This window comes from Pseudomonas sp. NPDC090592, from assembly GCF_044769185.1.
Taxonomy (GTDB): Bacteria; Pseudomonadota; Gammaproteobacteria; order Pseudomonadales; family Pseudomonadaceae; genus Aquipseudomonas.
Genome location: NZ_JBIVXJ010000002.1, coordinates 79478 through 100688, shown reverse-complemented (window position 1 = coordinate 100688; position 21211 = coordinate 79478). Strand labels below are relative to the sequence as shown.

21 protein-coding genes are annotated in these 21211 nt (G+C 63.7%); 14 read left to right on the top strand and 7 right to left on the bottom strand.

All coding sequences use genetic code 11. The features are described from left to right. Positions 1-23: 23 nt before the first annotated feature. The 3 genes from ACIQUI_RS02005 to ACIQUI_RS01995 form a co-directional block, all read right to left on the bottom strand. The gene (locus ACIQUI_RS02005) at positions 24-341 is read right to left on the bottom strand and encodes an amidase (protein ID WP_403194552.1); all 318 of its coding nucleotides are present in this window, start codon (positions 339-341) and stop codon (positions 24-26) included. Continuing rightward, a complete protein-coding gene (locus tag ACIQUI_RS02000; protein WP_403194550.1) occupies positions 338-1414 on the bottom strand; it encodes a serine hydrolase domain-containing protein in 1077 nt (358 codons plus the stop codon). Before ACIQUI_RS02000 ends, ACIQUI_RS02005 begins: the two co-directional genes overlap by 4 nt. Before the next feature lie 157 nt (positions 1415-1571). Then, a complete protein-coding gene (locus ACIQUI_RS01995) occupies positions 1572-2459 on the bottom strand; it encodes an acyl-CoA dehydrogenase (protein ID WP_403194548.1) in 888 nt (295 codons plus the stop codon). A 160-nt stretch (positions 2460-2619) separates the two neighbouring features. Between ACIQUI_RS01995 and olsB the strand changes: the two genes are divergently transcribed. Together olsB and ACIQUI_RS01985 are read left to right on the top strand one after the other, a co-directional pair. Next, the gene (gene olsB, locus ACIQUI_RS01990; RefSeq protein WP_403194546.1) at positions 2620-3375 is read left to right on the top strand and encodes an L-ornithine N(alpha)-acyltransferase; all 756 of its coding nucleotides are present in this window, start codon (positions 2620-2622) and stop codon (positions 3373-3375) included. Then, on the top strand, positions 3375-4163 hold the full coding sequence (locus ACIQUI_RS01985; RefSeq protein WP_403194544.1) for a lysophospholipid acyltransferase family protein: 789 nt from the start codon (positions 3375-3377) through the stop codon (positions 4161-4163). The genes olsB and ACIQUI_RS01985 overlap by 1 nt, the downstream gene beginning before the upstream one ends. 124 nt (positions 4164-4287) lie before the next feature. On the opposite strand, the gene ACIQUI_RS01980 is transcribed toward ACIQUI_RS01985, so the two are convergent. Then, a complete protein-coding gene (locus ACIQUI_RS01980) occupies positions 4288-4872 on the bottom strand; it encodes an ACP phosphodiesterase (RefSeq protein ID WP_403194542.1) in 585 nt (194 codons plus the stop codon). Between the two features lie 151 nt (positions 4873-5023). Between ACIQUI_RS01980 and ACIQUI_RS01975 the strand changes: the two genes are divergently transcribed. Both ACIQUI_RS01975 and ACIQUI_RS01970 read left to right on the top strand, forming a co-directional pair. Beyond that, complete coding sequence (locus tag ACIQUI_RS01975) at positions 5024-5326, top strand: helix-turn-helix domain-containing protein (RefSeq protein ID WP_391138099.1); 303 nt, start codon at positions 5024-5026, stop codon at positions 5324-5326. 17 nt (positions 5327-5343) lie between these two features. After that, positions 5344-6393, top strand: coding sequence for an alkene reductase (locus ACIQUI_RS01970; protein ID WP_403194539.1), 1050 nt, complete (start codon positions 5344-5346; stop codon positions 6391-6393). 107 nt (positions 6394-6500) lie between these two features. On the opposite strand, the gene ACIQUI_RS01965 is transcribed toward ACIQUI_RS01970, so the two are convergent. The 3 genes from ACIQUI_RS01965 to ACIQUI_RS01955 form a co-directional block, all read right to left on the bottom strand. After that, positions 6501-7370 (bottom strand): ATPase, encoded by an 870-nt coding sequence (locus tag ACIQUI_RS01965; RefSeq protein WP_403194537.1) that lies wholly within the window; start codon positions 7368-7370, stop codon positions 6501-6503. A gap of 87 nt (positions 7371-7457) precedes the next feature. Beyond that, on the bottom strand, positions 7458-8453 hold the full coding sequence (locus ACIQUI_RS01960) for an NAD-dependent epimerase/dehydratase family protein (protein ID WP_403194535.1): 996 nt from the start codon (positions 8451-8453) through the stop codon (positions 7458-7460). 49 nt (positions 8454-8502) lie between these two features. Beyond that, the gene (locus ACIQUI_RS01955) at positions 8503-9393 is read right to left on the bottom strand and encodes an ArgP/LysG family DNA-binding transcriptional regulator (RefSeq protein ID WP_391138111.1); all 891 of its coding nucleotides are present in this window, start codon (positions 9391-9393) and stop codon (positions 8503-8505) included. Between the two features lie 101 nt (positions 9394-9494). Between ACIQUI_RS01955 and ACIQUI_RS01950 the strand changes: the two genes are divergently transcribed. The 10 genes from ACIQUI_RS01950 to ACIQUI_RS01905 all read left to right on the top strand — a co-directional run bounded on the left by ACIQUI_RS01950 (position 9495) and on the right by ACIQUI_RS01905 (position 21201). Next, positions 9495-10094: a LysE/ArgO family amino acid transporter gene (locus tag ACIQUI_RS01950; protein WP_403194532.1), complete on the top strand. Its 600-nt coding sequence runs from the start codon at positions 9495-9497 to the stop codon at positions 10092-10094. 505 nt (positions 10095-10599) lie between these two features. Further along, positions 10600-11196: a Fe-Mn family superoxide dismutase gene (locus ACIQUI_RS01945; RefSeq protein WP_391138117.1), complete on the top strand. Its 597-nt coding sequence runs from the start codon at positions 10600-10602 to the stop codon at positions 11194-11196. Between the two features lie 329 nt (positions 11197-11525). Further along, positions 11526-13580, top strand: a complete 2055-nt coding sequence (locus ACIQUI_RS01940) for a putative bifunctional diguanylate cyclase/phosphodiesterase (RefSeq protein WP_403194810.1) — start codon at positions 11526-11528, stop codon at positions 13578-13580. 157 nt (positions 13581-13737) lie between these two features. Further along, positions 13738-15075: an imelysin family protein gene (locus ACIQUI_RS01935; RefSeq protein WP_403194530.1), complete on the top strand. Its 1338-nt coding sequence runs from the start codon at positions 13738-13740 to the stop codon at positions 15073-15075. Positions 15076-15213: 138 nt separating this feature from the next. Beyond that, a complete protein-coding gene (locus ACIQUI_RS01930) occupies positions 15214-15696 on the top strand; it encodes a hypothetical protein (protein WP_403194528.1) in 483 nt (160 codons plus the stop codon). 14 nt (positions 15697-15710) lie between these two features. Beyond that, positions 15711-16097: a hypothetical protein gene (locus tag ACIQUI_RS01925; RefSeq protein ID WP_403194526.1), complete on the top strand. Its 387-nt coding sequence runs from the start codon at positions 15711-15713 to the stop codon at positions 16095-16097. A 110-nt stretch (positions 16098-16207) separates the two neighbouring features. Next, positions 16208-17635, top strand: a complete 1428-nt coding sequence (locus ACIQUI_RS01920) for a di-heme oxidoredictase family protein (RefSeq protein ID WP_403194524.1) — start codon at positions 16208-16210, stop codon at positions 17633-17635. A 20-nt stretch (positions 17636-17655) separates the two neighbouring features. Beyond that, entirely contained in the window at positions 17656-18720 is a 1065-nt protein-coding gene (locus tag ACIQUI_RS01915; protein WP_403194522.1) for an imelysin family protein, read from the top strand. A gap of 2 nt (positions 18721-18722) precedes the next feature. Next, positions 18723-19820: a DUF1513 domain-containing protein gene (locus tag ACIQUI_RS01910; protein ID WP_403194520.1), complete on the top strand. Its 1098-nt coding sequence runs from the start codon at positions 18723-18725 to the stop codon at positions 19818-19820. A 232-nt stretch (positions 19821-20052) separates the two neighbouring features. Beyond that, positions 20053-21201, top strand: coding sequence for an efflux RND transporter periplasmic adaptor subunit (locus ACIQUI_RS01905; RefSeq protein WP_403194518.1), 1149 nt, complete (start codon positions 20053-20055; stop codon positions 21199-21201). Positions 21202-21211: the final 10 nt, after the last annotated feature.

Here is a 21211-nt window from a genome sequence, read left to right as displayed (position 1 = left end):
CCGCCAACCTTACCCGCCCGCCTTCATGGCAGCAAGCGGCAGCCCTCGCGCTGGCCCTGCCAGGCCGCCTGGTTGCGCCGCCCCAGGCCCACCGCAGTGACTTGCCGTTGCGCGGTGTTTTCCTCCAGCAGGCTCAGCGGCAGCCATTGCTTCACATAGCCTTGGCAGTACGCCTGCTCGAAACCCATGACAAAGCGGCACGAACAGTACTCCTTGGCCGAATAGGCCGAGAGGATGCCAGGGAAATCTGCCAGTGCCTGACGCTCGTGCCAGGCCCAGACCAGCAACCCCAACAGCACCAGCACCAGCAGCAGCAGCAGCAGCAGCAGCAAGCGTTTCATGCCCCCTCCCCGGCCAGTGCCGCCAATACCCGCTTGAGCAGTTCGTCGTGCTGGTAACTACCGTCACGGTCATCGGCATAGCGCACGATCACCAGCTTTTGCGCAGGCACTACATACAGCGCCTGGCCCCAGTGGCCAAGGGCGGCGAAGGTATCTGCGGGCGCATTCGGCCAAGGCCGCCCGGCAGCGGCCAGCGGCTGGTTGAGCCACCAATGGCCGCCAGGGTTGGCTTCACCGGGCACAGGCTGGGCATGCTCAAACGCAGTGCGGTTGAAAGCCACCCAAGCCTTGGGCAGCAGTTGCCGGCCTTGCCACTGGCCGTCGCGCTGCATCAGCAAGCCGATACGCGCCAGATCACGGGCGCTGAGGTACAGATAGGAAGAGCCCACGTAGGTGCCCGCCCGGTCGCGCTCCCACACCGCGCTTTCGATACCCAACGGGGTGAACAGCGCGTGCCACGGGTAATCGGCGTACTGCCCGGCATCGAGCATGCCGCGCAGCGCAGCGGCCAGCACGTTGCTGTCGCCACTGGAGTAGAGGAATCGCTGACCGGGGCTGGCCGACGCACCCCGCGCCGCCGTATAGGCCGCCATGTCCCCGTGGCCACGGGTATACAGCATGGCCACCACCGAAGACTTGAGCGGTGCGTATTCGTAGTCTTCCTGCCAGTCCAGGCCACTGGCCCAGTGCAGCAGATCCGCCATGCGTATGCCGGGATGGTCGCGCATGCCCGAATAGAACCGCGAGACAGGGTCTTGCAACTGGAAGCGCCCTTCGCCTTGGGCAACACCCATGAGCGTGGCAAGTACGCTCTTGCTGACCGACCAGGTCAGGTGTGCGGTGGCGGCCGTGGTGGGGGCGGCGTAGCGTTCGTGGAGGATGCGGCCATCGCGGATGATCAGCAGGGCGTCGGTGCGGATGCCGCTGCGGTCAGGGGCGCGGGAGGGGAAAGCGTAGGCGTCGACGGCTTGCCAGTTGAGGGTGGCAGGGTCGGTCTGCCAGTGTGGATCAGGCCAGTTTTCAGCCCAGGCGCTACCCGCCACCATCGCTATGATGACCAACAGTATCTTCATCGAGCTCGCCTTGATTGGGGCTGCTTTGCAGCCCTTCGCGGGCTCGCCCGCTCCCACAGGGATCGCACAATAGTTCAAACCTGTGGGAGCGGGCATGCCCGCGAAGGGCCGCAAAGCGGCCCCGGTATTGATCGGTTCACGCAACCTTATCAGGCGCTCATGACAATCCCGCAGCCTCCCACGCCTTGCTCAGCCGCTTCTCCCGGGCAGCCGCCGCCAGCGCCATCACCCCCTGGTCGCGCTGCCAGATCTGCGCCCAATGCGCCGGCCCCGCCGCCAATGCCGCATCAATCTCCCCCCGTAACGCCTGGAACTGCGCAAACAGTCCGCCCAACAGCAAATGACATCCCACACTGTCGGCACACTGACGGCTCCCCTCTGCACACCCGGCCAGCAACCCCAGCAATTGCAGGCGCAACCCCTGTGGCCATGCACACGCCTGCCCCACGCCATACAGCCACGCTGTCAACGCGGTAAGCACGTACAAGTCCTCCAGCGAGCGGAACGGCTTTACATAGGCATCCCAGCCGTCGCCGGCCAGCAACTCGCACGCAGCCTGGTCGAGCAATAGCCGGCCATGGCCGACTTCCGGCATCAGCGGCAGGGTCGGTAATGGCTCCAGCGTCACCCCGGGCTCGCCGGGGTAGACCACCGCCAGGTTCAACCGGGGTGCCTCGCCAGCCGCTTCGCTACGCGCCGCCACCAGTAGCCACTCCGCCTCCAACCCAGCCGTGACGAAATCCTTGCTGCCCGTCAGCCGCAAGTCATCAAGGCGCGTGTGCATGTCCGCCGGCCGCACACTGCGCCGTTCGGTGGCGCACAAGGCGCCGAGGCTGGCCGGCGCACTGGGCCACAGCACCCGCAAGGCGGCCTGGTAACCCACCAGGAAAGCCAGGCCCGGCGTGGCCATCGCGCGCGCGCCCAGTACCGCCAGTTCGAAGGGGGCCACCGGGCCGAGGCGCTCCAGCAGTGCGGCATAGGTTTCGCCCAGGGTGCCCGCCAGCGCATGACGAAACGGGTCATTCAATCGTTGCAACCAGGCCATCAGACGACTCCTTGCGGGGGAATTCTGCTCACGGTTTGGGGGGGTGTCACGCAAGCATCACCAAAGATTCACAGGGGTGACACCGCGTCTACCTAGGCTGACTTTGCACAACAAAGCCGACCGGCCGCAACCCTTCAGGGCTGGCTTATGGAGACTCGTAATGACTCGGATCGCTCACGCTGGCGACAACAGCACCGAACGCCGTCTGCAAGCCGAACGCCTGGTTGGCGCCGCGGCGCTGCAAGAGGCCCAGGCCCTGCGCTACAAAGTGTTCAGTGCAGAATTCAAGGCCAAGCTCAAGGGCGCCGAGCAGGGTCTGGACATGGACGACTACGACGTGCACTGCCGCCACATTGGTGTACGTGACCTGAGCACCGGCGAGCTGGTCGCGACCACTCGTCTGCTCGACCACCAGGCCGCCAGCAGCCTGGGCCGCTTCTACAGCGAAGAAGAATTCCGCCTGCACGGCCTGCTGCAACTGCAAGGGCCGATTCTCGAACTGGGCCGCACCTGCGTTGCCCCCGACTACCGCAACGGCGGCACCATCGCGGTGCTCTGGGGCGAACTGGCCGAGGTGCTCAACGAGGGCCGCTACAGCTACCTCATGGGCTGCGCCAGTATCCCCATGCAGGACGGCGGCGTGCAGGCTCACGCCGTGATGCAACGCCTGCGTGACCGTTACCTGTGCACCGAACACCTGCGCGCCGAGCCGAAGAACCCGCTGCCGAGCCTGGCCCTGCCGGGGAACGTCATCGCCGAAATGCCACCGCTGCTCAAGGCCTACATGCGCCTGGGCGCGAAAATCTGCGGCGAGCCGTGTTGGGACGAAGACTTCCAGGTAGCCGACGTCTTCATCCTGCTCAAGCGCGACGACCTGTGCCCGCGCTACGCCCGCCACTTCAAGGCGGCGGTCTGATGCCGAAGCTGCGGGTAATGGCCCGCCTGGCTCGACTGCTGTTGGTACTGACCCTGGGCATGTTGATGGCCAGCCTGATCGCCCTCGCCGAACGCCTGGGCTTCAAGCCGCCCATCGAACGGCGCCAGCGCTGGACCTGTCTGTTCATGAAACGCCTGGTTGCTGCCCTGCCTTTCGACGTGAAAGTAGTCGGCGAGCTGCCCCAGCGGCCGATGCTGTGGGTCAGCAACCATGTTTCCTGGACCGACATTCCCCTGCTCGGCATGCTGATGCCGCTGTCGTTCCTGTCCAAGGCTGAAGTACGCCACTGGCCTGTAGCCGGTTGGCTGGCGGAAAAGGCCGGCACCCTGTTCATCCGCCGAGGCGGCGGCGACAGCCAGCGGCTGCGGGAGCAGATCGCCGGGCAACTGGGCATGGCCCGGCCGCTGCTGATCTTCCCGGAAGGGACCACCACCAGCGGCCGAACCCTGCGCACCTTCCACGGGCGCCTGCTGGCTGGCGCCATTGATCGGGGTGTGGCGGTGCAACCGGTGGCTATCCAGTACTTGCGCGATGGCCAGATCGACCCGGTTGCGCCTTTCATTGGCGATGATGACCTGGTGTCGCACCTGATGCGCCTGTTTGCCCAGCCGCGGGGAGAGGTGTGCATTCACCTGTTGCCGCCGATAGGTAGCGTGGGCAAGGAGCGTGCAGTGCTGGCTGTGCAGGCGCAACAGGCGATTCACCTGGCGCTGTTCGGGGTTGAAGATATCGAGATGGCACCACGGCGGCAGGCGCGGGCTGCCTGAGACTCTCGCATTTTCTGACCTGGCCTCTTCGCGGGCTTGCCCGCTCCCACCTCGACCGCATGGCCCTCAAGCCATGTGCAGTACCTGTGGGAGCGGGCAAGCCCGCGAAGAAGCCAGCATAGAACTAACTGTCAGACATCCGCCCCGCCGCCGCAAATGCCTGCAACTGCGGGTAGAACTCGCGAAAGTCCGCCATCAGCGGCTCATACAACCGCTCCAGCTCACCCATCACCCCAGCCATTCCTTCCGGCCGCGACAGCCGTCGCGCAATGCCGTTGAACACCTGCTCCAGCGTGGCAAAGTCGCCATACGCCCCCAGCCAGTCATCCGCCGCCATGAACGGCGCAATCCGCGCCAGCCGCCCCGGCAACTGCGGTTCGGCGAGCAACACCCGATAAAACGCCCCTGTGAACTGGTCCAGCGGCTGCTCGGCATAATCAGCCCAATGCCGCGCCAGGCAATGGTCGAAGAACACATCCAGCACGATACCGGCAAAGCGCCGCCGCTCACGCGGAAAACGCGCCAATGCCGCCAGCACCAACGGGTGCTGGTCGGTGTAGCTGTCGATATGCCGGTGCAGCCGAATGGCTGCCTCCAGTGCAGGCGGGAAGCGCCCCTCCAGCGAGCCTTTGACAAAATCGCCGTAAAGGCTGCCAAGCAGTTGTTGCGGCGCCGGGCCGCCCAGGTGCAGGTGTGCGAGGTAGTTCATGCGCGCAGTCTAGCACTGCGCAGCTCTATATCGTTATAACGCGATATAGCGATTCGTACTCAGCTCAGAACCTCTTCATATTTGTATATCGGGAACGGGCGATTTACATTTCGCCCTATCGCGATATACCGCTGCAACGAGCCTCAACCCTATGCCCCTCGATCTCGACGAAATCATAAAAGCGCTGGCCCATCCGGTCAGGCGAGAAATCCTCAGCTGGTTGAAAGACCCGGCAACGCAATTTCCCGACCAGTACCACAGCACTGATAACGGTGTCTGTGCCGGGCAGATCGACCAACGCTGCGGCCTGTCGCAGTCGACTGTCTCCGCCCACCTGGCGACCCTGCAACGCGCCGGGCTGATCAGCAGCCAGAAGATCGGCCAATGGCACTTCTTCAAACGCAACGAGGCCACCATCGAGGCGTTCCTCGAACAACTGCGCCAAGCACTTTGACAAGGCAGGTAACCACCATGACCACGCTTTTCGATCCGATCTCCCTGGGCGACCTGCAATTGCCCAACCGCATCATCATGGCCCCGCTCACCCGCTGCCGCGCCGACGAAGGCCGCGTGCCCAATGCGCTGATGGCCGAATACTACGTACAGCGCGCCAGCGCCGGGCTGATCCTCAGCGAGGCGACGTCGGTCAGCGCCATGGGCGTCGGCTACCCGGATACCCCTGGCATCTGGAACGATGAACAGGTGCGTGGCTGGAACAAGGTCACCAAGGCCGTGCATGCCGCAGGCGGGCGCATCTTCCTGCAACTGTGGCACGTTGGCCGCATCTCTCACTCAAGCTACCTGAACGGCGAGCTACCGGTAGCCCCCAGCGCGATCCAGCCCAAGGGCCATGTGAGCCTGGTGCGCCCGCTGAGTGACTACCCCACCCCACGTGCGCTGGAAACCGAAGAAATCACCGACATCGTCGAGGCCTACCGCAGCGGCGCCGAAAATGCCAAGGCTGCCGGTTTCGATGGCGTAGAGATTCACGGCGCCAACGGCTACCTGCTCGACCAGTTCCTGCAAAGCAGCACCAACCAGCGCACCGACCGTTATGGCGGTTCGCTGGAAAATCGTGCTCGCCTGCTGCTGGAAGTGACCGATGCAGCCATCGAAGTGTGGGGCGCGAGCCGCGTGGGCGTGCACCTGGCACCGCGTGCCGATGCGCACGACATGGGCGATGCCGACCGGGCCGAAACCTTTACCTACGTGGCCCGTGAGCTGGGCAAGCGTGGCATTGCCTTTATCTGCTCGCGCGAGCGTGAAGCCGATGACAGCATTGGCCCACTGATCAAACAGGCATTCGGTGGTCCGTACATCGTCAACGAGCGCTTCGACAAAGCCAGCGCCAATGCAGCCCTGGCCAGTGGCAAGGCCGATGCGGTGGCGTTTGGTGTACCGTTTATCGCCAACCCTGACCTGCCGGCGCGGCTGGCGGCGGATGCGCCGCTGAACGAGGCGCGGCCAGAGACCTTCTACGGCAAGGGGCCGGTGGGGTACATCGATTACCCGCGGTTGTGATTAACGGCCATTCGCGGGCACGCCCGCTCCCACAGGGATATCACCAAGCCTGAAGGCTGTGGAGGCTTTGTGGGAGCGGGCGTGCCCGCGAAGAAGGCTCAGGTGATCTAAGGCCGGGCACTGATCTGCTGTTGCAGGTTCTGGATCTGGCTCTGCAAGGTATTCAGATTGCGGGTCATCTGTGCCCGGAAAGCATCGAACTCCTGCACCGAAGCGCCACCGGATGCAGCAGCAGCCGGGCGGTTGTCGATCTGGCTCTTCAGCACGACCATATCCTGCTCAAGGCTCTGGATCGCCGCACTGGGGTTACCCTGCTTCTTCAGCGCCGCCACATCGCTGCCCAGGCTCTTGAGCTGCCCGTCCAGCTTGCCTCCGTCCACCTGCGCAGCCTTCAGCGCAGCCACCTGCTCGTTCAAACCCTTGAACTGCGCATCCAGCTTGCCACCATCGACCTGGCCCGAACGCAACGCTGCCAGCTCACCATTCACCAGCTTCAGCTGTGCCTGCAACTGGCCTTGCAGCTCGGCAACAGCCTTCTGCTGCTCACGGGTATCAGCCAGCACCTGCTCCAGGCGCTTGCCCAAGTCACCGGTCTGCCCTGCTACACCTTTCTGCAATTGGCGCAGTTGCAACTTCAGCGCCTCGCTGTTGGTCGTGGCGCCAGACTCGCTGGCAGCCACCTTGCCGCTGATCGCCTGCAGGCGCCCGGCCGCGTCCTCGCTGATGCGGGCAAAGCTTTCCTGGGTGGCCACCAGTTGCTGTTCCATCAGCGAGATCTGCTGGAAGCTCCACCAACCCAGGCCTGCCAATGCGATGAACGAGGCACCCAGCAATGCCCACAGCGGCGCCGTGCTGGCGCCACGGGCGGCTTTCTGGCGGCTGCGCACCACGTGCGCCGGCATCAGTTCGTCATCATCAACGGTGCCCGCCCGCAAGGTAGGCACGTCATCGTAGTCATCGTGAGCATGGTTACGCATGGATACATTCAACCGCGGTAGTCGCAAAGAGGCACGAGTATAAACCGCCAGCGCGGCACGTTGATGACCATCGTCCACCCAGTGGCATCAATGCGCCTGCGGCAAGTGCTTCCACCAGCCACAGAACTCATCCAGCGCCGTCCACAGGCTGACCTTGGGCTGGTAGTCCAGGTATTGCCGGGCACGGTTGATGTCCAGGGTGAAATCGCGGCTCATCACCTGCATTCCCAGGCGTGACAAGGTCGGTTGCGGGCGCCCGGGCCACAGCATGCAGGCCGCTTCGTTCAACGCGGCCAGGCTGTAGGCCAGGCCGTAGGAGCGGTAGCGGGTAACCTGTGGCAGCTGCATCTGGCGCATCACGTAGTTGACCACGTCCCACAGCGGCAGCGGTTGACCGTTACTGATGTTGTAGGCCTGGCCCAGCGCGCGCTCCTCAGCGAACAATGCGCTGAGCAGCGCCTCGTTGAGGTTGTGTACGCTGGTGAAATCAACCTTGTTCAGGCCGTTGCCGATGATTGCTACCCGGCCTTTGCGCTGCATCTGCATCAGCCGCGGAAAGATACTCGCATCACCGGCACCGGTGACGAAGCGCGGGCGCAACGCCAGCACTTCGAGCCCGAACTCCTGGGCACCGAACACTTTCTGCTCGGCCAGGTACTTGGTGTGCCCATAGTGGTCGTGGAAGCGGCGCGGTACCTGGTCTTCACGGATATCCACACGCGAATGACCATTGAAGTAGATCGACGGCGACGACAGGTGAACCAGGCGCCGGACATGCTCCTTCAGGCAGCCCTCGACCACGTTCTCGGTGACCACCACATTGCCTTGATAGAAGTCCTGATAGCGCCCCCAGGTGCCCACTGCACCGGCGCAGTGCACCACGGCATCGATGCCCTGGCACAGCCGACGGGCCAGTTCGGCATCGCCAAGGTCGCCAGGAATGAACTGGGCGCCGCGCTTGACCAGGTGCTCGACCCCTTCGGCGCGGCGGCCGCTGACCCGCACGTCCAGGCCCTGCTCCAGGGCAAAGCGCGCAAAGCGCCCGCCGATGAAGCCACTCGCGCCGGTGACCAGAATTCGCATGTAAGACTCCGTCTTGCCAGATTTCAGATGCAACTGACGCCAGCCGTGGCTACAAGGGCACCAGCCAATGCCGGGCGGTGTGCCGCAGGTGGTCGGTCAGTTGCGCGAGCAGTTGCCCGCCATTGCGCCAATGATGCCAGTACAGCGGCACATCAATGGGTGTATCGCTGCAGATTTCCACCAATTGCCCACTGGCCAGTTGCTCCCGGGCCTGCAATTCGGGCACCAGCCCCCAGCCAAGCCCCGCCTCGGTCATGCGCAGGAAGCCTTCGGAAGACGGGCACAGGTGGTGCAGGAAACCGTCCTCGATGCCGAGCGATGCCAGGTAGCGGTGCTGCAGGAAGTCGTCCGGGCCGTACACGATCGCTGGGGTGCGGGCCAGGCGGCTGGCGACAAAACCCTGGGGGAAATGCCGCGCCATGAACCCGGGGCTTGCCAACGCCCGGTAACGCATCGCCCCCAGTGGCAGGCTGCGTGCCCCGGCGACAGGGCGTTCGCTGCCACACAGGCAGGCCGCCACCTCACCCGCACGCATGCGTTTCAGGCCCACTTCCTGGTCTTCTACTACCAGGTCGGTCAGCACGTTCTGCTGCGCACAGAAGTTGCCCACCGCGCCAGCCCACCAGGTGGCCAGGCTATCGGCGTTAAGGGCGATGCGCAGGCGCTCCGGCATGCCCTCTTCGTCCAGCGCCGGCACCTGGCGCTGCAAGTCACGTTCAAGCAGGCGCACCTGCTGCACATGGTTGAGCAACTGGCGGCCGACCTCGGTCGGACTGGGCGGCGTGGCACGCACCAGCACCGGCTGCCCGACCCGGGCTTCCAGCAACTTGATGCGCTGCGAAATGGCCGACTGCGACAAACCCAGCACTTGCGCCGCGCGCTCGAAGCCCCCCTGTTCGATCACCGCCGCAAGGGCGGCCAGCAGCTTGTAGTCGAACATCGATTTTCCTAATGACAGATCAGCTTTATTTGTTTTTCTTATACAGCGCAGATCCCCAGAATGACCACCATCTTTTGCGGTTTTTCAGTGGAGAGCACGCCATGTGGCAAAGCTATATCAACGGCATGCTGGTGGCCTTCGGGCTGATCATGGCCATCGGCGCGCAGAACGCCTTCGTCCTCGCGCAAAGCCTGCGCCGCGAGCATCACCTGCCCGTGGCGGCGCTGTGCATCGTCTGTGACGCCATCCTGGTGGCTGCCGGTGTGTTTGGCCTGGCAACGGTGCTGGCGCACAACCCGACCTTGCTGGCAGTCGCACGCTGGGGTGGTGCCGTGTTCCTCATCTGGTACGGCGCCAAGGCGTTGCGCAGCGCCTTTTCGAAACAAAGCCTGCAACATCAGCAGGGCCAAGGCACGCGCTCGCGGCGTGCGGTGCTGCTCAGTGCCCTGGCGGTAACCCTGCTCAACCCGCACGTGTATCTCGACACGGTATTGCTGATCGGCTCGCTGGGCGCCCAGCAGACCGAACCTGGCGCTTATGTGGCCGGGGCGGCCAGCGCATCGCTGCTGTGGTTCTCGACCCTGGCGATCGGCGCGGCCTGGCTGGCACCTTGGCTGGCACGGCCTGCGACCTGGCGCATGCTCGACCTGATGGTGGCGGTGATGATGTTCGCAGTGGCGGCGCAGTTGATTTTCAACTGATCTGGGCTCGCCACCACATCTTTATCGCCAGGGAGATCGAGCGCCGCCCGCGCGGCGCTTCGCGGGACAAGCCCGCTCCCACATTTGTTGCAACGTGCCAAACCTGTCAGGCCATGGTTGCCAGCCTTGTCGGGGCCACTCGATTTCCCGACTGGCGCTGCTGCCGCCCCACACCTCTCAAGACATGCGCCAAGGCTGGCAACGCCTCTCCTACAGGCATGGCCACGTTGCAACAAATGTGGGAGCGGGCTTGCCCCGCGAAGCGCCGCGCGGGCGGCGCTCGATCTCACAGGCAACACAAACACCAAGGCGAATACCACCGGTCGGCATCCAACAACCGCTCTGGAACCTCTATTCCCTATCTTTGTTGCGTGGTTATGCGCCGGGGCTGGTGCTATGATCGGGCCCTTGCGTCGCAAAGAGTACAAACTCGCCGACGCTCATAGGGCCGCCCGTGATCGGCCCTGCGCAAACCGCGAACTAGACCTGAATCAGGAGATCCACCATGGCTTTTGAATTGCCGCCGCTGCCGTACGCCCACGATGCCCTGCAGCCGCACATCTCCAAGGAAACCCTGGAGTATCACCACGACAAGCACCACAACACCTACGTCGTGAACCTGAACAACCTGGTCCCAGGCACCGAATTCGAAGGCAAGACCCTGGAAGAGATCGTCAAGTCCTCTTCGGGCGGCATCTTCAACAACGCCGCTCAGGTCTGGAACCACACCTTCTACTGGAACTGCCTGGCACCTAACGCCGGTGGCCAACCGACCGGTGCCCTGGCTGACGCCATCAACGCCGCTTTCGGTTCCTTCGACAAGTTCAAGGAAGAGTTCACCAAGACTTCGGTTGGCACCTTCGGTTCCGGCTGGGGCTGGCTGGTGAAGAAGGCTGACGGTTCCCTGGCCCTGGCCAGCACCATCGGCGCCGGCTGCCCGCTGACCAGCGGCGACACCCCGCTGCTGACCTGCGACGTCTGGGAACACGCCTACTACATCGACTACCGCAACGTCCGTCCGAAGTACGTCGAGGCGTTCTGGAACCTGGTCAACTGGAAGTTCGTTGCCGAGCAGTTCGAAGGCAACACCTTCAAGGCCTGAGTCATTCAGCCCTGAACGTAAAGACCCGGCCCTGTGCCGGGTTTTTTTATGCCTGTGCCGGCCTCTTCGCGGGCACGCCCGCTCCCACAGATACGGCGCTGCCGGTGAACTTGATGCTCTCCCTGTGGGAGCGGGCGTGCCCGCGAAGAGGCCGGCACGGTTTTGCTTGCTCAGCGCGCATACCGCGCTAACATCAAACCTCGGGAAGATTGATACAGCGCACTCAAGTTGCGGGGTCATGCAACCGATACACTGCTCATGATCGGCCGATAGTGTATCGTCATCGTTGATGGCAAAATGATGCCACGCGCATGGATAAGGAAACCTCATTGAAGCTGGAATTGCGGAACAGCTTGTCGGTCAAGTTGCTCAGGGTCGTGTTGCTGTCGGCGTTGGCGGTTGGCGTCGTGCTCAGCTGTGCGCAAATCGTCTATGACACCTACAAGACCCGCCAGGCCGTGAACAACGATGCCCAGCGCATCCTCGACATGTTCCGCGACCCTTCCACCCAGGCGGTGTACAGCCTCGACCGCGAAATGGGCATGCAGGTGATGGAAGGCCTGTTCCAGGACGAATCGGTGCGCATGGCCTCCATCGGCCACCCCAACGAAACCATGCTGGCCGAAAAGTCCCGCCCGCTGCAGGACATGTCCATGCGCTGGCTGACCGACCTCATCCTTGGCCAGGAACGCACCTACACCACGCAACTGGTCGGCCGCGGCCCCTATAGCGAATACTACGGCGACCTCAGCATCACCCTCGACACCTCGTCCTACGGCGAAGACTTCCTGATCAACGCGGTGATCATCTTCATTTCCGGCGTATTGCGGGCCTTGGCCATGGGCCTGGTGCTGTACCTGGTGTACCACTGGCTGCTGACCAAACCGCTGTCCAAGATCATCGAGCACCTTACCCAGATCAACCCCGACCGCCCCAGCCAGCATCAGATACCGCTGCTCAAGGGCCACGAAAAGAACGAACTGGGCCTGTGGGTCAACACCGCCAACCAGCTCCTGGCCTCGATCGAGCGCAACACCCACCTGCGCCACGAGGCCGAAAACAGCCTGCAGCGCATGGCCCAATACGATTTCCTCACCGGCCTGCCCAACCGCCAGCAACTGCAACAGCAACTGGACAAGATCCTCATCGATGGCGGCCGCTTGCAGCACCGCGTGGCGGTACTGTGTGTGGGGCTGGACGACTTCAAGGGCATCAACGAACAGTTCAGCTACCAGGTTGGCGACCAGTTGCTGCTGGCCCTGGCCGACCGCCTGCGCGCCCACAGTGGCCGCCTGGGTGCCCTGGCGCGGCTGGGCGGCGACCAGTTCGCCCTGGTCCAGGCCAATATCGAACAGCCCTACGAAGCGGCCGAGTTGGCGCAAAGCATCCTCGACGACCTGGAAGTGCCTTTCGACCTCGACCACCACCAGCAGATCCGCCTGCGCGCCACCATCGGCATTACCCTGTTCCCCGAAGACGGCGACAGCACCGAGAAGCTGCTGCAAAAAGCCGAACAGACCATGACCCTGGCCAAGGCCCGCTCGCGTAACCGCTACCAGTTCTACATCGCCAGCGTCGACAGCGAAATGCGCCGCCGCCGCGAGCTGGAAAAGGACCTGCGTGAAGCCCTGCCGCGCAACCAGCTGTACCTGGTGTACCAGCCGCAGATCAGCTACCGCGACCACCGCGTGGTCGGTGTCGAGGCGCTGCTGCGCTGGCAGCACCCGGAGCTGGGCATGGTGCCACCGGACCAGTTCATCCCCTTGGCCGAACAGAACGGCAGCATCATCGGCATTGGCGAATGGGTACTGGACCAGGCCTGCCGCCAACTGCGCGAATGGCACGACCAGGGCTTCAGCGACCTGCGCATGGCGGTCAACCTGTCCACCGTGCAACTGCACCACAGCGAGCTGCCACGGGTGGTCAACAACCTGCTGCAGGCCTACCGCCTGCCCCCGCGCAGCCTGGAGCTGGAAGTGACCGAAACCGGCCTGATGGAAGACATCAGCACCGCCGCCCAGCACCTGCTCAGCCTGCGCCGCTCCGGGGCGCTGATTGCCATCGACGACTTCGGCACCGGCTATTCATCGCTCAGCTACCTGAAATCGCTGCCGCTGGACAAGATCAAGATCGACAAGAGCTTTGTCCAGGACCTGCTGGACGATGATGACGACGCCACCATCGTTCGCGCCATCATCCAGCTGGGCAAAAGCCTGGGCATGCAGGTAATCGCCGAAGGTGTGGAAACCGCCGAACAGGAAACCTACATCGTTGCCCAGGGCTGCCACGAGGGGCAGGGCTACCACTACAGCAAGCCGCTGTCGGCTCGGGAGCTGACCCACTTCCTCAAGCAGGCACAGCGCAACCAGGTGTCGATGCTCTGACCCGTCCGTACGGTTACGGGCCGTGACCTGGATTTACATGAATTGCACGCCGGCCCCTTTACAGCAAATGCAAATCTTTCGCATGATGTTGCGGTTTCGCGTGCCACGGCGCACGGTCCACCCCTTGGTCCAACCACACGACGCAGGAAAACCAACAATGATTCGAATGCCTCTGGCCTCCGCCAGTCTGCTGGCCATTGCCATCGCTCTCGCCGGCTGCGGCGAAGGCAAGGACGAAAAAGCCGCCGCGCCGCAAGCCCAGGCACCTGCTGCCGCCAGCACCACCGCTGCTGCGCCAGGGGCTGTCGATGAAGCCGCCGGCAAAGCCGTGGTCAAGCATTACGCCGAAATGGTCCATGCCGTGTACAGCGACTCGCTGAGCACCGCCAAAACCCTGCAGACCGCAGTCGACGCGTTCCTGGCCAAGCCAAACGACGAAACCCTGAAGGCAGCCAAGGAAGCCTGGTTCGCCTCGCGCGTTCCGTACCTGCAATCCGAAGCCTTCCGCTTCGGCAACACCATCATTGACGACTGGGAAGGGCAAGTGAACGCCTGGCCGCTGGACGAAGGCCTGATCGACTACGTCGACAAGAGCTACGAGCACGCCCTGGGCAACCCGGCCGCCAGCGCCAACATCATCGCCAATACCGAGATCCAGGTGGGCGAAGAGAAGGTCGACGTCAAGGACATCACCCCCGAGAAGCTGGCCAGCCTGAACGAGCTGGGTGGTTCCGAGGCCAACGTCGCTACCGGCTACCACGCCATCGAGTTCCTGCTCTGGGGTCAGGACCTGAACGGTACCGGCCCAGGTGCCGGCGCCCGCCCGGCCTCCGATTACCTGGAAGGCCAGGGCGCTACCGGTGGCCACAACGAGCGCCGCCGCGCCTACCTGAAGGCAGTGACCCAACTGCTGGTCAGCGACCTCGAAGAGATGGTCGGCAACTGGGCACCGAACGTCGCCGACAACTACCGCGCCAAGCTGGAAGCCGAGCCGGTCAACGACGGCCTGCGCAAGATGCTGTTCGGCATGGGCAGCCTGTCGCTGGGTGAACTGGCGGGCGAGCGCATGAAGGTTTCGCTGGAAGCCAACTCGCCGGAAGATGAGCAGGACTGCTTCAGCGACAACACCCACTATTCGCACTTCTACGATGCCAAAGGCATCCGCAACGTCTATCTGGGCGAGTACACCCGCCCGGACGGCACCAAGCTGACCGGCCCGAGCCTGTCGTCGCTGGTGGCCAAGGTTGACCCGGCCGCCGACGCCACCCTCAAGGCTGACCTGGAAGCGACCGAAGCCAAGATCCAGGTAATGGTCGACCACGCCCTCAAAGGCGAGCACTACGACCAGCTGATCGCGGCCGACAACGCTGCGGGCAACCAGATCGTGCGTGACGCCATCGCCTCTCTGGTCAAACAGACCGGTGCGATCGAGCAAGCTGCCGGCAAGCTGGGTATTGCCAACCTGAACCCGGATACCGCGGATCACGAGTTCTGATCCGGCGATAGCGCTTCACCCCATACGCCCGGCCTCGTGCCGGGCGTTTTCGTTTGCCTGGCATCACTTCCCGCTGCCGAGCACGCGGACCAGCGTTCATCCTGCAGGCCTTCATTGGAATGCCAAGCAGGAGGCACCGTGCTGCAAATTCTTGATGTCTGGGGTGAAGGCCGAATTGTCCAGACTGTGCCGGGACAAAACCTCATTACCGGTTTCAGCAATGCGTACAACCTGAACAAGATTGGCCAACGCATTTCCAACGGGCCATTCGCCGGCGAGCACATCCCCAACATCATTCTCGTATACGAATACGACGCTCCGGACTTTCCGCTCGACGATCGTGCTGTCCCCCACGTGACCTTGATGGGCGCCCCTATTACCTACCACGTCGCCCGGGAGATGTGTCGAGTGGTCGCACGCCCCGGCAAGATCTACCTCTACGACCCCAACGAAACTGACCGCCGAATGTTCGAGGCAGTCGCCTTCGAACAGGGCTTGCAGCCATTAGGCCGCTTTCTGTCCAGCGAACTCGAGCCCCCTTTCAATGAGATCACGCTGCTCGCGGCCTACGTCTATCGCGCCCCGATCAGCCCGTTGCCACGCCCTAAAAATCGACAATAGAAGGAAATGCCCCCATGGCCAGCCTCACCTACCTGCGCTCCATCGCCAACAACACACCCTATACATTGACCCTGGTCGACGGTGAAAACCGCGGCCAAAGCCTGGCGATAGGCGCACAGCACGTCTGGAACGGCTCGCTCGCCGTTCCGTGGATCGGCAAATCGGAAGAAAACTACAAGGCCTTGCGCTTGATCCTCGGCCCAGCTGCCGAGACCAGCATCTGGGTATTCCAAGACTACTGGCAACCCGCACACCAGGACGTCATCAAGTGCCTCACGGCCAGTAGCATGGAGTATGCAAGCGAGGAAGTCATCGAGGTGGCAGGCGACAATCACGATGGCGGCAGCAAGAACCTGATCGTCAGCCTGGTCAACCGGCAGTTCAGGCTGCTCATGGCCTGACCGCCCCAAACAGCGACGATTTCATCAAGCAAACGCAAATTGCTCTTATTCAATGATCCTGGGCCTGATAAGCTTGCACGCCGGTTTTTCGCCCACGCCCAGGATTCTCGATGTCCTCGTCGCTGTCCCGACTCGCCCCCCTGCTGCTGGCCTTTGCCCTCGCCGCCTGTGACGACGCCCCGCGTTTCACCCAGGCCGAGCCCGGCGAAGCCTTGTCGGCTGGCAAGGCGACCGTGCAGCGCAGCGACCGCAACGCCTATTCCCTGCCCTCGGCCACCCTCTCGCCCGAACGGCGCCTGGACTTTGCCGTGGGCAACAGCTTCTTTCGCAACCCCTGGGTAATCGCCCCCTCCACCACCACCGCGCGTGATGGCCTGGGCCCGCTGTTCAACACCAACGCCTGCCAGAACTGCCACGTACGCGATGGCCGTGGGCACCCGCCGGAGCCTGGCGACAGCAACGCGGTGGGCATGCTGGTACGCCTGTCGATCCCCGACCAGCCATACCTGGCCAAAGTGATCGAGCGCCTTGGCGTGGTGCCAGAGCCGGTCTACGGCACCCAGTTGCAAGACATGGCCATCCCCGGCGTGGCGCCGGAAGGCAAGGTGCGGGTGAGCTACACCAGCCAGACCGTGTCATTCCAGGATGGTCACCAGGTCGAACTGCGCAAGCCAACCCTGGACATTACCCAACTCGGCTATGGCGTGATGCACCCCGACACACGCTTTTCAGCCCGCGTGGCCCCGCCGATGATCGGCCTGGGCCTGCTCGAAGCCATTCCCGAAGCCGACTTGCTGGCCAACGAAGACCCGGACGACCGCAACCACGACGGCATCCGCGGGCGTGCCAACCGGGTGTGGGACGATGCCCAGGGCAAGACCGTGGTCGGCCGCTTCGGCTGGAAGGCCGGGCAACCCAACGTCAATCAGCAGAACGTGCACGCCTTTGTCGGTGACATGGGCCTGACCAGCACCCTGCAGCCCAAGGACGATTGCACCCCGGCGCAGGCCGACTGCCTGGCCGCGCCCAACGGCGACGGCGTCGGTGGCGAGAAAGAAGTCAGCGACAACATCCTGCGCCTGGTCACCTTCTACACCCGCAACCTGGCCGTGCCGGCACGCCGCGACGTCAACTCGCCGCAGGTGCTGGCAGGCAAGAACCTGTTCTACCAGGCCGGCTGCCAGGGCTGCCATACCCCACAGTTCACCACTGCGGTCGACGCCGCCGAGCCAGAGCTGGCCAGCCAGGTCATCCGCCCCTACAGCGACCTGCTGCTGCACGACATGGGCCCGGGCCTTGCCGACGAGCGCACCGAATTCGCCGCCAACGGCCAGGACTGGCGCACCCCGCCACTGTGGGGCGTGGGCCTGAGTGAAACGGTCAGCGGCCACAGCCAGTTCCTGCACGATGGCCGCGCCCGCAATCTTCTCGAAGCCGTGCTCTGGCACGGCGGCGAAGCCGAGGCGGCACGCAATTTCGTACTCACTTTCAATGCCGAGCAGCGCACTGCGCTACTGGCTTTCCTGAACTCACTTTAAAACGCGCAAAGGAGCCGGGCATGTTCCGACCCAAACTGTTGTTCACCAGCCTCGCCGCACTCGCCCTCGGTGCCTGCTCGCCGCAGGACCCGCAAGCAGTCACCTCCGCTGCCATCGCCAAGCAGGTCATCCTGCCCACCTACAGCCGCTGGGTCGAAGCCGACCGCATGCTGGCCGCCAGTGCCCTGGCCTACTGCGAAGGCAAGGAAGACCTGGAAAAGGCCCGCGCCGACTTCCTCAACGCGCAAAAGGCCTGGGCCGAGCTACAGCCGCTGCTGGTCGGCCCGCTGGCCGAAGGCAACCGCGCCTGGCAGGTACAGTTCTGGCCTGACAAGAAGAACCTGGTCGGCCGCCAGGTCGAGCAGTTGGTCAACGGCGACAAGCCGGTCGACGCCGCTTCCCTGGGCAAGGCCAGTGTGGTGGTACGCGGCCTGTCGGCCTACGAGTACATCCTGTTCGACAGCAAGCCGGACGTCGCCACTGCCGAGCAGAAAGCCCGCTACTGCCCGTTGCTGGTCGCCATCGGTGAGCACCAGAAGGTGCTGGCCGAGGATATCCTCAAGAGCTGGAACAGCACCGACGGCATGCTTTCGCAGATGACCAAGTTCCCCAACCAGCGTTACGCCGATTCCCACGAGGCAATCGCAGACCTGCTGCGCTCCCAGGTCACCGCCCTGGATACCCTGAAGAAGAAACTGGGCGCGCCGATGGGCCGCCAGAGCAAGGGCATCCCACAGCCGCTGCAGGCCGAAGCCTGGCGCAGCCACTCCTCGTTGAAAAGCCTGGAAGCTACCCTCAAGGCTGCCGAAACCGTCTGGGTCGGGGTCGACAACAAGGGCCTGCGCGGCTTGCTGTCCAGCGATCAGAAAGCGCTGGCGGACAAGATCGACGCCGCCTACGCTACCTCGCTCAAACTGCTGGCGGACAACCAGAAGTCCCTGGGCGAGCTGCTGGCCGACGACGCAGGCCAGCAAACCCTCAACCAGATCTACGACAGCCTCAACGCCGTCCACCGCCTGCACGAAGGCGAACTGGCCAAGGCGCTGAACATCCAGCTGGGCTTCAATGCCAACGACGGTGACTGATCATGCTGCGACGCCAGGCCCTCAAACTCGGTAGCGTATTGCTCAGCGCCCTTACCCTGGGCGGCTGGAGCCTGTTCCGCAATAAAGGCAGCGAACCCCTGCTGCTTTCGGCGCGTGACGATGGCGACGGCAAGCACTATGCCGTCGGTTTTCGCCTGGACGGCACCCAGGTGTTCAGCACCCAGGTCGCCCAGCGTTGCCACGCCATCATCCACCACCCCGAGCAGCCGATTGCCCTGTTCGTCGCCCGCCGGCCCGGTACCGAAAGCTACCTGGTCGACTTGCGCGACGGTCGCCTGCTGCAAACGGTGGTTTCGCAGCCGAACCGGCACTTCTATGGCCACGCGGTGGTGCACAAGGGTGGCGAATGGCTATATGCCACCGAGAACGACACCACCGACCCAGGCCGGGGTGTGCTCGGCGTGTACCGCTTTGAAGGCGAGCGCCTGGTGCACACCGGCGAAATCCCGACCCACGGCATCGGCCCGCACGAGGTCGCCTGGCTACCCGACGGCGAGACGCTGATCGTGGCCAACGGTGGTATCCGCACCGAAGCCGAAAGCCGGGTGGAGATGAACCTCCACGCCATGGAGCCAAGCCTGGTACTGATGCAGCGTGACGGCACCCTGCTGAGCAAGGAAACCCTGGCCCAGCAGATGAACAGCGTGCGCCACCTGGCGGTGGGCAGCGATGGCACCATCGCCGCCTGCCAGCAGTTCATGGGCGATGCCGATGAAACGGCGCAGCTGTTGGCGATCAAGCGCCCGGGCGAGCCGTTCAAGGCCTTCCCGGTGCCAGAGCGGCAGTTGCAGGCCATGGCCCAGTACACTGCCAGTGTCGCTATCCACAGCGAGTTGCGGCTGGTAGCGCTGACTGCGCCACGGGCCAACCGGTTGTTTGTCTGGGACCTGGACACCGGTGCGGTGAAGCTCGATGCATCGATGCCCGATTGCGCAGGCGTCGGCGCGGTGAAGAACGGTTTTGTGGTTACTTCCGGGCAAGGCCGTTGCCGGTTTTATGATTGCACCAAGGCAGAACTGGTCGGGCAGCCGATGAACCTGCCGTCCGGGTTCTGGGACAACCACCTGCATCTCGTCTGATTGTTCTGCTGCCTTCACTGGCCTCTTCGCGGGCAAGCTCGCGCCCACAGGGACCGTACAATCCGCTGACTACGCGGTTTCTGTGGGAGCGGGCTTGCCCGCGAAGAGGCCAGTGAAGGCATTTCACAACCTTTCCACAAAAAACAGTCAATACTTCCCCCATCCACACGTGGGCAGGATCGCCCGTTGTCGTGTCTAAACGAATAACAACCAAATCCAAGGAACCGGACCTATGCTGCGCCGCCGCATGCTCATCATGTTGGCCGTGGTTCTGCTGATCGTGCTGGCCCTGGGGGGTTACAAGGCCTTCTCGATCTACCAGCAGATCCAGATGTTCACTGCCCCCAAGCCGCCCATCACCGTCGCGGCAGCCTTGGCCGAACAGCGCCAGTGGCAAGCGCGCCTGCCCGCCGTGGGCAGCCTCAAGGCACTGCAGGGTGTAGAGCTGAGCCTGGAGGTGGAGGGCATCGTCAAAGCCCTGCACTTCGACTCTGGCCAACAGGTCAAGGCCGGGCAACCGCTACTGCAGCTCAACGACGACCAGGAAACCGCCCTGCTCGGCACCGCCCAGGCCGACCTGAACCTGGCCAAGGTCGATTTCGGCCGTGGCAGCCAGCTGGTCGGCGACTCGGCGATCTCACGCGGCGAGTTCGACCGCCTCACCACCCAGTACCGCCGCAACCAGGCCGTGGTCGAGCAACTCAAGGCGCAGAAGATCAAGAAAAGCATCAACGCTCCGTTCAGCGGCACCATCGGCATCCGCCAGGTGGACATTGGTCAATACCTGGCCGCCGGTACGGTGATAGCGACCTTGCAGGACACGTCCAGCCTCTACGTGGACTTCAACGTCCCTGAGCAGGCCCTGCCACAGTTGAGCCTGGGCCAGCAGGTGCAGGTGCAGGTAGCCGCCTACCCGGGCCAGACCTTCCCCGCCAGCATTAGCGCCATCAACCCCAAGGTCGAGGAAACCACGCGCAACCTGCTGGTTCGCGCCACCCTGGCCAACCCCGACGGCAAGCTGTTGCCTGGCATGTTCGCCAATCTGCTGGTTCTGCTGCCCAATCCACAGCCACAAGTGGTGGTGCCTGAAAGCGCCATCACCTACACCCTGTATGGCAACTCGGTGTACGTCGCCACGCCGAAGAAAGACAAGGACGGCAAGCCGGAAAACGACGACAAGGGCCAAGCGCAGCTGGTTGCCGAACAACGCACTGTACAAACCGGCGAGCGCCGCGACGGCGTGGTGGTGGTCAACAAAGGCTTGCAGGTCGGCGAACAGGTGGTCACTGCCGGGCAGCTGAAGCTCAGCCCAGGCGCCGCAATCCGCATTGGCCAGGACAAAGCCCTCAAGCCCGAACAGGGCTCGCCGGGCAAGGACTGAGGAGGCTGGC

Bases quoted from the DNA above. Each gene is read 5' to 3' on its own strand.
- ACIQUI_RS02005 (WP_403194552.1), bottom strand. From the start codon at position 341: ATGAAACGCTTGCTGCTGCTGCTGCTGCTGCTGCTGGTGCTGGTGCTG.
- ACIQUI_RS02000 (WP_403194550.1), bottom strand. From the start codon at position 1,414: ATGAAGATACTGTTGGTCATCATAGCGATGGTGGCGGGTAGCGCCTGG.
- ACIQUI_RS01995 (WP_403194548.1), bottom strand. From the start codon at position 2,459: ATGGCCTGGTTGCAACGATTGAATGACCCGTTTCGTCATGCGCTGGCG.
- olsB (WP_403194546.1), top strand. From the start codon at position 2,620: ATGACTCGGATCGCTCACGCTGGCGACAACAGCACCGAACGCCGTCTG.
- ACIQUI_RS01985 (WP_403194544.1), top strand. From the start codon at position 3,375: ATGCCGAAGCTGCGGGTAATGGCCCGCCTGGCTCGACTGCTGTTGGTA.
- ACIQUI_RS01980 (WP_403194542.1), bottom strand. From the start codon at position 4,872: ATGAACTACCTCGCACACCTGCACCTGGGCGGCCCGGCGCCGCAACAA.
- ACIQUI_RS01975 (WP_391138099.1), top strand. From the start codon at position 5,024: ATGCCCCTCGATCTCGACGAAATCATAAAAGCGCTGGCCCATCCGGTC.
- ACIQUI_RS01970 (WP_403194539.1), top strand. From the start codon at position 5,344: ATGACCACGCTTTTCGATCCGATCTCCCTGGGCGACCTGCAATTGCCC.
- ACIQUI_RS01965 (WP_403194537.1), bottom strand. From the start codon at position 7,370: ATGCGTAACCATGCTCACGATGACTACGATGACGTGCCTACCTTGCGG.
- ACIQUI_RS01960 (WP_403194535.1), bottom strand. From the start codon at position 8,453: ATGCGAATTCTGGTCACCGGCGCGAGTGGCTTCATCGGCGGGCGCTTT.
- ACIQUI_RS01955 (WP_391138111.1), bottom strand. From the start codon at position 9,393: ATGTTCGACTACAAGCTGCTGGCCGCCCTTGCGGCGGTGATCGAACAG.
- ACIQUI_RS01950 (WP_403194532.1), top strand. From the start codon at position 9,495: ATGTGGCAAAGCTATATCAACGGCATGCTGGTGGCCTTCGGGCTGATC.
- ACIQUI_RS01945 (WP_391138117.1), top strand. From the start codon at position 10,600: ATGGCTTTTGAATTGCCGCCGCTGCCGTACGCCCACGATGCCCTGCAG.
- ACIQUI_RS01935 (WP_403194530.1), top strand. From the start codon at position 13,738: ATGATTCGAATGCCTCTGGCCTCCGCCAGTCTGCTGGCCATTGCCATC.
- ACIQUI_RS01925 (WP_403194526.1), top strand. From the start codon at position 15,711: ATGGCCAGCCTCACCTACCTGCGCTCCATCGCCAACAACACACCCTAT.
- ACIQUI_RS01920 (WP_403194524.1), top strand. From the start codon at position 16,208: ATGTCCTCGTCGCTGTCCCGACTCGCCCCCCTGCTGCTGGCCTTTGCC.
- ACIQUI_RS01915 (WP_403194522.1), top strand. From the start codon at position 17,656: ATGTTCCGACCCAAACTGTTGTTCACCAGCCTCGCCGCACTCGCCCTC.
- ACIQUI_RS01910 (WP_403194520.1), top strand. From the start codon at position 18,723: ATGCTGCGACGCCAGGCCCTCAAACTCGGTAGCGTATTGCTCAGCGCC.
- ACIQUI_RS01905 (WP_403194518.1), top strand. From the start codon at position 20,053: ATGCTGCGCCGCCGCATGCTCATCATGTTGGCCGTGGTTCTGCTGATC.